Here is an 11,838-nt window from a genome sequence, read left to right as displayed (position 1 = left end):
ATCGCAAGAAGACGATCGAACCATGAAACCGTACGCTACAAGATAAGAAGAGGTCCACGGTTCGGCGAGCCGACTCTACAAGTACAAGCCAATTTGGAATGGTGATACGTGCGGATACTACAGGTTGTCTACGCGCCACGGTTGTCGGGTGCCGAGATTCTGGCGAAGGGTCTCGCTATCCAGCACAGGGAGGGTGGCCACGAAGTCTGCATCACGTCGATGCAACCGCAGCTGGCGGACTTCGATCATAGCCGCGGCGAACTCGCCGCTGCGGGCGTTCTATGCGATTTTCCCGACTCGCCGCTAGGCAGAGTGGGACGCCTCAGGCATCTGTGGCGCTGCGTACGGCGGTTCCGACCCGACATCATCATCGCGCACGCCACGCTCGCAGCGCTCTACATACGCCTTCTGCCGAGTGTCGCGCCTGTCGTCTACGTGATGCATTCGGGCTCCAACGATTTCGCCAATCCCAAGCTGAAATGGGCCGAGCGCATGCTGTCGCATCGCGCGAAGGCAGTGGTCGGCGTATCGCCGCAAAACACGCGTGACTATCTTCGCGAAGTCGGCCCGCATCCGTACGTGACAGTGATTCCCAATGGCGTGGATCTACCGCGATTCGAGCCTGCAGTACCCGCGCCGGAACTCGACACTTCTATTGCTGCGCCGCAAATCGTGCAGCTGGGCCGCTATGTCGTCGACAAAGGCCAGCTCGAAACCATTCAGGCGTTTGAGATCGTCTTGCAACACGAGCCCGATGCGCGACTCGTCGTGTATGGCGTGATCGAAGATCGGGCCTATCACGATATGGCCATGAATCTCGTGCACCGTTTGAATCTGGCCGAGCGGGTCACGTTGTGCGGCCCCTCATCGAATGTCGCCGCCATTCTGCAGACGTCGCGCGTATTTGCGATGCCTTCTCATATGGAAGCGCACAGCATCGGCTTTCTCGAAGCATTGGCGTCGGGTATTCCCGTGGTTGCGAGCCGGATTGCCGCATTCGAATTCGCGCGCGACTTCCCGGGCGTATCGCTCGTCGATACGAAGAACCCCGCCATGTATGCGCGCGCCCTGCTCGATGCGTTAAACGCGCCACGCGCGCGTCGCGTGCTCGATGGCTATACGTTGCGCGACACGGCCGAGCGCTACCTGAAGATCGCACAGACCGTTTTCCACGGAGACGGCATCGCGGAGAACGCATCGCTGCACGACTGGAAGAGCAACGAATCATCGATGTGAGCGTGGAATCATCAACCGCCCAACGGGATCGACATGAAACCTGCAGCCCATGAACAGGACAGCTTCGGCAGCGCGCTGCAACTGCTGCTGGATCAACAACGCGATGCGATGCGAACGATTCTCACACTCTCGGACACGACGCGGCAACACGATGCCGCTTCCGCGCGCGCCGCATTGAACGAGATCTTTCATGCAGCAGAGCGGTGTCATGACACCTATCGCGCGATGATCGGCGAGATCATTGCCACACAAAAGGAATGACGCTTACTTCTCACGCTTACTTCTCACACTTACTTCTCGCCAAGCCTTATTTCTTGTTCAGGCCAACCGCCCAGTCGCTTATCAAGGGAGAAAGACTGCACTACATTGAAAAGGCGTCGTGCTGCGTGCGTTTGCCCACATCCGCCGATCGCTTTAGCAAGGCAGCATGAGAGGCTCACGGGCGAACTGGAGCAGAAGCGCGCGTGACGAATCGCGTGTCGACGCCGGGTCTTCGAAGTATTGATCCAGTTCATTCAGGTTGGGGAAGAACATGATGTCCACACGTGCGCCTCAAAGACTCGACACGAAAGAATCGGAAGGCACAGACGTCATACCCCGTCGATTGCGGCAAGTCGCCATTGTGCTGTTCGACGGCTTCGATCTGATGAGTGCGAGCGTGATCGCGAATACGCTCGAACTCGCGAGCGAACTCTCGACACGTGGCCCGGTTCAATGGACATACCGCATCGCCACACTTTCCAGTCAGACTGGGTACGTCGCCAGTTCTGCCGCACTGCTGCTCTGCGCGGAAGCATTCGATGCACACTCCGAGCATGAATTCGACGCGATCTTCGCGATCGTCGGCGCCGATGCGTGCATCGATTCGCGCTCGGCGCCGCTGGTCGCGTGGATCAACCGCGCGCGCTCGAAGGCGAGCGACGTGCGGCTCGTCGGCGCGCCGCCGCCGGGACTCGACGGTCATGCGTACAACTTGTCCGATGAACCCGCGCCCGATTCGCGTACCCACGCGGCGCACCATACCGCCGACTGCAAGACGAAGTTCCAAAGTCTCAACGACGCGCTCACGGGCGCGCTGAAACTGATCCGCCGCGACATGGGCGACGGCATGGCGCGGCGTGTCGCCGAGCGGTTGTCGGTGTGTTCGCGCGACATGCTCAACGCGATCTTCGAGGATGTGGTCGGCATCACGCCCGCAGAGAAAGTGCGCGCGGCTGCTCACTGGCTGCAGGACAATTGCCGCCGCCAGATCACGATCGAAGACGCCGCCCAGGTCGCCGCAATGAGCGAACGCAGCCTGCTGCGCCACTTCAGAAGCGAGCTCGGCATGACGCCCTCCGACTATCTGATGCATGCGCGTTTGCAGGTAGTTTGCAATCTGCTGATCGAGACCGACCTGCCCGTCGACAAGGTCGCCAAGCGCGCGGGCCTGACAAGCGGTGACCATCTCGCGAGAAGCTTCCGGCGGCACATGAAAACGTCGCCGAGCGAGTACCGCGCACAACGCCGGATGCAGTGTTGACCAACGCGTTGAGCAACACGGCGCACGCTGGATTCGACAAGATACAACACCCCCTTTTGACCAGGTTTTTGCCTGCCGCGTGCTGCGGTATGCTGGCGGCTTTCCCGCTTTCCATCTTTCGAATCACGATGTCCGACGAATACGAAGTCCACGGCCCGCACGATCATGCCGTCGAGCATGCAGGCGCTCACGGCAGCGACAACAATGCTTCGCGCCTCGCCGTCATGACGGCCATTCTGGCGAGCGTCGGTGCGATTGCCGCTTATCAGAGCGGCGCCAATGAAAATCTCGCGCTCTTCTACAAGAACGAAGCCTCGATCCTCAAGACGGAAGCCGCGAACCAGTGGGCCTACTACCAGGCTAAAGGTGAAAAGCAGAATCTCGCCGAACTGGGTGCGGCGTTGACGGATCCGGCGTCGGCGGCGCATGCGAAGTTCGTCACCGACACGCAGCGCTACAAGACCGAGAAAGAGCCGATCCGCCAGCAGGCGGAATCGCTCGAAAAGCAGGTGAAACAGGACAATGAAGTGAGCGAGTCGTTACAGCATCAGCATCATCGCTGGGCGCAGGCGACGACGCTGATCCAGATCTCCATCGCGCTCGCCGCCATCACGTTGCTCACGAAAAAGCGCTGGCTTCAGAAGCTCACGATCGGCATGGCCGTCATCTCCGTTGGTCTGTTCGTCACTGCGTTGATCGGCGTGTGAACTCACTATGAAGCGGCGTTGAGCTTGCGCCACAACGTCGTCTTGCTGATGCCGAGTGCCCTGCACGCGGCATCGCGATTACCGCCGCAAGCGGCCAGCATCGCGCGGATTTCATCGGCTTCGACGTGGCGGCTGCGTTCGCGCAACGTCAATGCGTCTTTCTTCTTCGGCCGGGACGACGCGGACAATTCCGGCGCGACGACATCGAGCATCTCGCGCGTGAATGCGGCGTCTCCATTGCCTTCTGCGTCGGCAAGCTCGACGGCAATCCGTTCGATCACGTTCTGCAATTCGCGCACGTTGCCCGGCCACGCATAGCCGCGCAACGGCTCGCCGATCTGCGCAAGCACGCGCTGCGCCGTCGACAGATCGGCGACGCGCGCGGCCAGTCTCGGCTCGCGCGCGGCGGCTTGCAGCAGCAGCTCGGCGGCGAGCGGCAACACATCGGCCGTGCGCTCGCGCAACGGCGGCAGCGCAATGCTCAGAATGTTCAGCCGGTAGTAGAGGTCCGCGCGAAACGAGCCGTCCTCGATCCCTTCCGTCAGCGCGCGGTGCGTCGCAGCGACCACGCGGATATCGACGCGCGTCGGCTCCGTCGATCCGAGTCGCACGACTTCGCGCTCCTGCAGCACGCGCAGCAGCCGGCTTTGCAGCGGCAACGGCATTTCGCCGATTTCATCGAGAAACAAAGTGCCGCGATGCGCCGCTTCGATCAGCCCCGCCTTGCCGCCCTTGCGCGCGCCCGTGAACGCGCCTTCGTCGTAGCCGAACAGTTCGCTTTCCAGCAAGGCTTCCGGAAACGCGCCGCAATTGATCGCGACGAACGCGAAGTCGCGCCGCGCGCTCAGCTGATGCATGCTCTGCGCGACCATTTCCTTGCCGGTGCCGCTTTCGCCGAGTATCAGCACGGTCGCGTCGGACTTCGCATAGCGACGCACGAGCGTGCGCACGCGCTCTATCGACGGACATTCGCCGACGAGGTCGTCGAGTTCGTATCGCGCCGTGAACTGCTGCGCGCGCTGCCGCGAACGCAGCGTGCGGTCGAGCCGTTCGACGGCACGCGACTCCTGGAACGTCAGCACGGTACCCGCAGAAGGCCCCGCGCCCGCCAGCGGCCCGCGATGCACGAGATAGCTCGTGCCGCGCATGGACACGAGCGTATCGACGTCGCTATCGGGAAGCGCGCCGGCGATATCCGGTGCAAGCTGCTGCAACGGCACGCCCACAGCACTCGCGGCATCGATGCCGAGCACGCCAGCGAGACGCTGGTTGATCGCTTCGACGCGCCCTTGCGCGTCCAGCGCGACGACACCATCGCGCAGGTGCTGCAACAGGTTGTCGAGACGCTGTCGGCGCACACCTTCGGCGCGCGTGGCGTCCGCGACGTCGAGCGCGGTATCGAAGGCGCTGCGCACCGACGTGCGCGAGTACAGAAAGACCGCGCCCATGCCCGCGCGCTCGGCCAGATCGGTCACGTGTCCCGGACCAACGACGGCGTCGACGCCACGTTCATGCAGTTCGCGCACGCAATCTTCCGCGTCTTCCGTCGAGCGGTACGACGCGAAGATCACGTCGATTCCATACGCGGCCGTGAACCGCTTCACCTCGTCGGGCGTGTCGCCGTGCGTGACGAGCGCCACGGAAGCGCCGTCGCGCCGCGCGCGCGCCAGCGCCTGCATCACGTCGAAGCCCGTCGGCGTGATGGCGACGACGGGCACGTTGACGCGCGCCTTCAGATACGCGGCGTTCGAGCCGCCCGCGACGATCACGTCGGGTCGTTCTGCGCCCGCGGCTTCGATTTCCTGCACGGCATCGTCGAAACCGCGCGCGACGACGCGCAGATCCGCGCGGGCCGAATATTCGCTCGCGATATCGACGAACAGATCGCGCAAGCGGCTGATGCCCATCGCCCAGATGCGCGGGCGCGGAGTCGAAATGGTGGAAGGCGTGCTCATCGGGCGGTCCGGTTCAGATTCACAGCAGACTTCCATTATGCGCCCGGGATTTCATAACAGAAATCCGAGATTTCACTTTTGAAACCGAATAGAAACCGACACCAAGCAAGCACCTCGCAAAATCAGTGACTTAGACACGCCTGCACGCCTGGCACGTCATTTGCAGATATAGGCCCGCAAATCCACGGAGCCTCACAGTGAACTCAACCAGACAACCCACCAGCGCCGGCGCTGCATTCCGCCAGGCCGTCGCAGAAGGACAACCGCTGCAAGTCGTCGGCGCGATCACCGCCTACGCAGCGAAAATGGCCGAAGCCGTCGGCTTCAAGGCCGTGTATCTGTCGGGCGGCGGCGTGGCCGCGAACTCGCTCGGCATTCCCGACCTCGGCATCAGCACGATGGACGACGTGCTGACCGACGCCCGCCGCATCACCGACGCCACCAACCTGCCGCTGCTCGTCGATATCGACACCGGCTGGGGCGGCGCCTTCAACATTGCGCGCACGGTCCGCTCGTTCATCAAGGCGGGCGTCGCTGCCGTTCACCTCGAAGACCAGGTTGGGCAGAAGCGCTGCGGGCATCGGCCGAACAAGGAAGTGGTCGTGACGCAAGAAATGGTGGATCGCGTGAAAGCCGCCGTCGACGCACGCACCGACGACCAGTTCGTCATCATGGCGCGCACCGACGCCGCCGCCGCCGAAGGACTCGACGCCGCGATCGAGCGCGCGATCGCCTATGTCGAAGCGGGCGCGGACATGATCTTTCCGGAAGCGATGCGCACGCTCGACGACTATCGCCGCTTCAAGGCTGCCGTGAAGGTGCCGATCCTCGCGAACCTGACCGAGTTCGGCACGACGCCTTTCTTCACGACGACGGAACTGCGCGAGGCGAACGTCGATATCGCGCTGTACTGCTGCGGCGCGTATCGCGCGATGAACGCGGCGGCGCTCAATTTCTACGAGACCGTGCTGCGCGACGGCACACAAAAGGCCGCCGTGCCGACGATGCAGACGCGCGAAGATCTCTACAAATACCTTGGCTATCACGCGTACGAAGACAAGCTCGACGCGCTGTTCGCGGCCAACAAGTAATCGAATCTGGAATCTGGAGGAAGACACATGAGCGAAGCAGACAACGGCGCGACGAACGCGGGCGCATTCAAGCCGAAGAAATCGGTCGCACTCTCGGGCGTGACGGCGGGCAACACTGCGCTGTGCACGGTCGGCAAGACGGGCAACGACCTGCACTACCGCGGCTACGACATTCTCGACATCGCGGGCGCCTGCGAATTCGAAGAGGTTGCGCATCTGCTGGTGCACGGCAAGCTGCCCAATGTCGCCGAACTCGCGGCCTACAAGACAAAGCTGAAAGCCCTGCGCGGTCTGCCCGCGAACGTGAAGGCCGCGCTCGAATGGATTCCCGCCGCCGCGCATCCGATGGACGTGATGCGCACGGGCGTGTCCGTGCTCGGCACCGTATTGCCCGAGAAAGATGACCACAACCTGCCCGGCGCACGCGATATCGCCGACAAGCTGATGGCTTCGCTCGGCTCGATGCTGCTGTACTGGTATCACTACTCGCACAACGGCAAGCGGATCGAAGTCGAAACCGACGACGATTCGATCGGCGGGCACTTCCTGCATTTGCTGCATGGCGTCGAACCGTCGAAGTCGTGGGTCGATGCGATGCATGTGTCGCTCAACCTTTACGCCGAGCACGAGTTCAATGCGTCGACGTTCACGGGCCGCGTGATCGCGGGCACGGGTTCGGACATGTATTCGGCGATCACGGGCGCAATCGGCGCGCTGCGCGGGCCGAAGCACGGCGGCGCCAATGAAGTCGCGTTCGAAATCCAGTCGCGCTATCAGACACCGGATGAAGCGGAAGCCGACATCCGCCGTCGCGTGGAAAACAAGGAAGTGGTGATCGGCTTCGGTCACCCGGTGTACACGATCTCCGATCCGCGCAACAAGGTGATCAAGGACGTCGCGAAGAAGCTGTCGAAAGAGCAGTCGAACATGAAGCTCTTCGACATCGCCGAGCGGCTCGAAAGCGTGATGGGCGACGTCAAGAAGATGTTCCCGAATCTCGACTGGTTCAGCGCCGTGTCGTATCACATGATGGGCGTGCCGACGGCCATGTTCACGCCGCTGTTCGTGATCTCGAGGACCTCCGGCTGGGCCGCGCACATCATCGAGCAACGCGTCGACAACAAGATCATTCGGCCGAGCGCGAACTACACGGGACCGGACAACCTCGCGTTCGTGCCGCTCGCAAAGCGCGCCTGACACGACGAGCCGTTCTCTCGATTGCGGATGTGAGAGCCGCATCGAAGTTGGGCCCTGGCTTGTCGATACCCGCGAGCCAGGGCTGCTTTTTGCCGAACGTGCTTTGCTGCACCGCGTGCCCGTTCACGCGCTACACTTCGCGGAAAGCGTGTGAAAACGTTCCCGCACGAACCGGAGACGGCGTGATGCCAGCGCCTCCGCTTCCGATAATTACCGCATGTGTCCCCACGTCATGAATACTGCATACCGCAAACCGCTGCCCGGCACTTCGCTGGATTACTTCGACACACGCGCCGCCGTCGACGCGATTCAACCGGGCGCGTACGAGAAGCTGCCGTACACGTCGCGCGTGCACGCCGAGAACCTCGTGCGCCGCTGCGATCCCGCGACGCTGAACGATTCGCTGCGACAGATCGTCGAGCGCAAGCGCGAACTGGATTTTCCGTGGTTTCCGGCGCGCGTCGTGTGTCATGACATTCTCGGTCAGACCGCGCTCGTCGATCTCGCGGGTCTGCGTGATGCGATCGCCGATCAGGGCGGCGATCCCGCGAAGGTGAATCCCGTCGTGCCGGTGCAACTGATCGTCGATCACTCGCTCGCCGTCGAGTGCGGCGGTTTCGATCCCGATGCGTTCACGAAGAACCGCGCGATCGAAGACCGGCGCAACGAAGACCGCTTCGACTTCATCAACTGGACGAAGAAGGCGTTCAAGAACGTCGACGTGATTCCGCCCGGCAACGGCATCATGCATCAGATCAATCTGGAGCGGATGTCGCCCGTGATCCACGCAGCGGATGGCGTCGCGTATCCCGACACGCTCGTCGGCACCGATAGCCACACACCGCACGTCGATGCGCTCGGCGTGATCGCGGTGGGCGTCGGCGGCCTGGAAGCGGAGAACGTGATGCTGGGCCGCGCGTCGTGGATGCGTTTGCCCGATATCGTCGGTGTCGAACTGTCGGGCAAGCGTCAGCCGGGCATCACCGCGACCGACATCGTGCTCGCGCTGACCGAATTCCTTCGCAAGGAGAAAGTGGTCGGCGCGTATCTGGAGTTTCGCGGCGAAGGCGCGTCGAGCCTCACGCTCGGCGATCGCGCGACGATCTCCAACATGGCGCCCGAATACGGCGCAACGGCCGCGATGTTTTTCATCGACGAACAGACGATCGACTATCTGCGTCTGACGGGTCGCGACGATGCACAAGTGAAGCTCGTCGAAACGTATGCGAAAACGGCGGGCTTGTGGGCCGATACGCTCAAGAATGCTGAATATGAGCGCACGCTCAGGTTCGATCTGTCGACCGTCGTGCGCAACATGGCGGGCCCGTCGAATCCGCACAAGCGTCTGCCGACTTCGGACCTCGCCGAACGCGGCATCGCGGGCAAATGGGAAGACGTGCCGGGACAGATGCCCGATGGCGCCGTCATCATCGCGGCCATCACGAGTTGCACGAACACGAGCAATCCGCGCAACGTGATCGCGGCTGCGTTGTTGGCACGCAATGCGAATGAGCGTGGTTTGACGCGCAAGCCGTGGGTGAAGTCGTCGCTCGCACCGGGATCGAAGGCCGTCGAACTGTATTTGCAGGAAGCGAATCTGCTGCCCGATCTGGAGAAGCTCGGCTTCGGCATCGTCGCGTTTGCATGCACGACGTGCAACGGCATGTCGGGCGCACTCGACCCGAAGATCCAGCAGGAGATCATCGATCGCGATCTGTACGCGACGGCTGTGTTGTCGGGCAATCGCAACTTCGATGGCCGCATTCATCCGTATGCAAAGCAGGCGTTTCTCGCGTCGCCGCCGCTCGTCGTCGCGTATGCGATTGCGGGCACGATCCGCTTCGATATCGAGCGCGATGTGCTCGGCACCGATCACGATGGCAAGCCGGTTTATCTGAAGGACATCTGGCCGAGCGATGACGAGATCGACGCGATCGTCAAACAGAGTGTGAAACCCGAGCAGTTCCGCAAGGTCTACGAGCCGATGTTCGCCGTGACGGCTGCGAGCGGCGAGCCGATCAGCCCGCTCTACGACTGGCGCGCGCAAAGCACGTACATTCGCCGTCCGCCGTATTGGGAAGGCGCGCTGGCGGGCGAGCGCACGTTGAAGGGCATGCGGCCGCTCGCCGTGCTTGGCGACAACATCACGACCGATCACCTGTCGCCATCGAACGCGATTCTCGCGAACAGCGCAGCGGGCGAATACCTCACGAAAATGGGCCTGCCCGAAGAGGACTTCAATTCGTACGCAACGCATCGCGGCGATCACCTCACTGCGCAGCGCGCGACGTTCGCGAATCCGACGCTGATGAATGAAATGGCGGTTGTCGACGGTCAGTTGAAGAAGGGGTCGCTTGCGCGCATCGAGCCGGAAGGCAAGGTCACGCGCATGTGGGAAGCGATCGAAACGTATATGGACCGCAAGCAGCCGCTGATCATCGTCGCGGGTGCCGACTACGGCCAGGGTTCGTCGCGCGATTGGGCCGCGAAGGGCGTGCGTCTCGCGGGTGTCGAAGCGATCGTGGCAGAGGGATTCGAGCGCATTCACCGCACGAATCTGATCGGCATGGGCGTGCTGCCGCTCGAATTCAAGCCGGGCGTGAACCGGCTTGCGCTGGGGATCGACGGAACGGAGACGTACGACGTGATCGGCGAACGCAAGCCGCGTGCGGACCTGACGCTCGTGATTCATCGAAAGAACGGTGAGCGGGTCGACGTGCCTGTTACGTGCCGCCTCGACACGGCAGAAGAAGTCTCGATCTACGAAGCGGGCGGCGTGCTGCAGCGCTTTGCGCAAGACTTCCTGGAATCGTCGAAGGCTGCGGCGTAAGGCCGAACGCTTCACTTGTATTCCTTGCGGGCGGCGCGCAACGTGCCGCCCTACTCACATCAGGATCACGACACATGGCACACGCACCACAGATCAAGATTCCCGCGACCTACATGCGCGGCGGCACCAGCAAAGGCGTGTTCTTCCGCCTGAAGGACTTGCCCGAAGCAGCGCAAGTGCCCGGCGCGGCACGCGATGCGTTGCTGCTGCGCGTGATCGGCAGCCCGGACCCGTACGGCAAGCAGATCGACGGGATGGGCGGCGCGACGTCGAGCACAAGCAAGACGGTGATCGTCGCGAAGAGCAGCCGGCCCGATCACGATGTGGATTATCTGTTCGGTCAGGTATCGATCGACAAGCCGTTCGTCGACTGGAGCGGCAATTGCGGGAATCTGTCGGCGGCGGTGGGGCCGTTTGCGATCAGCGGTGGGCTAGTGGACCCGGAGCGCGTGCCGGACAATGGCGTGGCTATCGTGCGTATCTGGCAGGCGAATATCGGCAAGACGATCATTGCGCATGTGCCGATGACCAACGGCGCGGTGCAGGAAACGGGCGATTTCGAACTCGACGGCGTGACGTTTCCTGCTGCCGAAGTGCAGCTCGAGTTCATGGATCCTGCTGCCGAGGAAGAAGGTGCGGGCGGTTCGATGTTCCCGACGGGGAATCTGGTCGACGATCTCGAAGTGCCTGGCGTCGGCACGTTGAAGGCGACGATGATCAATGCGGGCATTCCGACTATCTTCGTCAATGCTGACGCGATTGGATATACGGGTACCGAGTTGCAGGATGCGATCAATGGCGATGACGCGGCGCTGAAGAAGTTCGAGACCATTCGTGCGCATGGTGCGATGCGCATGGGTCTGATCAAGCATCTCGATGAGATTGCGACTCGGCAGCATACGCCGAAGATTGCCTTCGTTGCTGCGCCGGCTGGTTATGTTGCTTCTAGCGGCAAGGCTGTTTCTGGCGGTGATGTTGATTTGCTTGTGCGGGCTATGTCTATGGGGAAACTTCATCATGCCATGATGGGGACGGCTGCTGTGGCTATTGGGACTGCTGCGGCTATTCCTGGGACTTTAGTGAATCTTGCCGCTGGTGGTGGGGAGCGCGAAGCTGTGCGCTTCGGGCATCCTTCTGGGACTCTGCGAGTCGGGGCTGAGGCCGCTTTGGTCGATGGTGAGTGGGTTGTTAGGAAGGCTGTTATGAGTCGGAGTGCGCGCGTACTCATGGAAGGGTGGATTCGGGTGCCAGGGGTTTAAGGTTTTTTTGTCTGCGACGCCAGTCGCCATTCTTTGCTTTT

9 protein-coding genes are annotated in these 11,838 nt (G+C 62.1%); 8 read left to right on the top strand and 1 reads right to left on the bottom strand.

The window, feature by feature from the left end; all coding sequences use genetic code 11:
• The first annotated feature begins 108 nt into the window (after positions 1 to 108).
• From QEN71_RS31095 to QEN71_RS31080, 4 genes are all read left to right on the top strand, one after another.
• Positions 109 to 1,236 carry a glycosyltransferase family 4 protein gene (locus QEN71_RS31095; protein WP_201646987.1) on the top strand — a complete coding sequence of 376 codons (1,128 nt, stop codon included), beginning with the start codon at positions 109 to 111 and terminating at the stop codon, positions 1,234 to 1,236.
• A 33-nt stretch (positions 1,237 to 1,269) separates the two neighbouring features.
• On the top strand, positions 1,270 to 1,497 hold the full coding sequence (locus QEN71_RS31090) for a hypothetical protein (RefSeq protein WP_201646986.1): 228 nt from the start codon (positions 1,270 to 1,272) through the stop codon (positions 1,495 to 1,497).
• A gap of 271 nt (positions 1,498 to 1,768) precedes the next feature.
• Positions 1,769 to 2,758: a helix-turn-helix domain-containing protein gene (locus QEN71_RS31085; RefSeq protein WP_233471610.1), complete on the top strand. Its 990-nt coding sequence runs from the start codon at positions 1,769 to 1,771 to the stop codon at positions 2,756 to 2,758.
• Positions 2,759 to 2,886: 128 nt separating this feature from the next.
• On the top strand, positions 2,887 to 3,465 hold the full coding sequence (locus tag QEN71_RS31080) for a DUF4337 domain-containing protein (protein WP_201646985.1): 579 nt from the start codon (positions 2,887 to 2,889) through the stop codon (positions 3,463 to 3,465).
• 5 nt (positions 3,466 to 3,470) lie between these two features.
• Here the strand turns inward: QEN71_RS31080 and prpR are convergent, their stop codons facing one another.
• On the bottom strand, positions 3,471 to 5,420 hold the full coding sequence (gene prpR / locus QEN71_RS31075; protein WP_201646984.1) for a propionate catabolism operon regulatory protein PrpR: 1,950 nt from the start codon (positions 5,418 to 5,420) through the stop codon (positions 3,471 to 3,473).
• Positions 5,421 to 5,617: 197 nt separating this feature from the next.
• On the opposite strand from prpR, the gene prpB reads away from it, so the two are divergent.
• The 4 genes from prpB to prpF all read left to right on the top strand — a co-directional run bounded on the left by prpB (position 5,618) and on the right by prpF (position 11,797).
• Positions 5,618 to 6,511, top strand: a complete 894-nt coding sequence (gene prpB / locus QEN71_RS31070; RefSeq protein ID WP_201646983.1) for a methylisocitrate lyase — start codon at positions 5,618 to 5,620, stop codon at positions 6,509 to 6,511.
• A gap of 27 nt (positions 6,512 to 6,538) precedes the next feature.
• A complete protein-coding gene (gene prpC / locus QEN71_RS31065) occupies positions 6,539 to 7,708 on the top strand; it encodes a bifunctional 2-methylcitrate synthase/citrate synthase (RefSeq protein ID WP_201646982.1) in 1,170 nt (389 codons plus the stop codon).
• Positions 7,709 to 7,940: 232 nt separating this feature from the next.
• Positions 7,941 to 10,538, top strand: a complete 2,598-nt coding sequence (acnD, locus tag QEN71_RS31060; RefSeq protein WP_201646981.1) for a Fe/S-dependent 2-methylisocitrate dehydratase AcnD — start codon at positions 7,941 to 7,943, stop codon at positions 10,536 to 10,538.
• A 74-nt stretch (positions 10,539 to 10,612) separates the two neighbouring features.
• Positions 10,613 to 11,797 (top strand): 2-methylaconitate cis-trans isomerase PrpF, encoded by a 1,185-nt coding sequence (prpF, locus tag QEN71_RS31055; protein WP_201646980.1) that lies wholly within the window; start codon positions 10,613 to 10,615, stop codon positions 11,795 to 11,797.
• The last annotated feature ends 41 nt before the right edge of the window (positions 11,798 to 11,838 follow it).

The sequence above is a fragment of the Paraburkholderia sabiae genome, assembly GCF_030412785.1.
Taxonomy (GTDB): Bacteria; Pseudomonadota; Gammaproteobacteria; order Burkholderiales; family Burkholderiaceae; genus Paraburkholderia; species Paraburkholderia sabiae.
This window is presented reverse-complemented; position numbering and strand designations above follow the sequence as displayed.

Excerpts from the sequence above, each read along its gene's own strand:
- QEN71_RS31090 (WP_201646986.1), top strand. The coding sequence starts at position 1,270 with ATGAAACCTGCAGCCCATGAACAGGACAGCTTCGGCAGCGCGCTGCAA.
- QEN71_RS31085 (WP_233471610.1), top strand. The coding sequence starts at position 1,769 with ATGATGTCCACACGTGCGCCTCAAAGACTCGACACGAAAGAATCGGAA.
- QEN71_RS31080 (WP_201646985.1), top strand. The coding sequence starts at position 2,887 with ATGTCCGACGAATACGAAGTCCACGGCCCGCACGATCATGCCGTCGAG.
- prpR (WP_201646984.1), bottom strand. The coding sequence starts at position 5,420 with ATGAGCACGCCTTCCACCATTTCGACTCCGCGCCCGCGCATCTGGGCG.
- prpC (WP_201646982.1), top strand. The coding sequence starts at position 6,539 with ATGAGCGAAGCAGACAACGGCGCGACGAACGCGGGCGCATTCAAGCCG.
- acnD (WP_201646981.1), top strand. The coding sequence starts at position 7,941 with ATGAATACTGCATACCGCAAACCGCTGCCCGGCACTTCGCTGGATTAC.
- prpF (WP_201646980.1), top strand. The coding sequence starts at position 10,613 with ATGGCACACGCACCACAGATCAAGATTCCCGCGACCTACATGCGCGGC.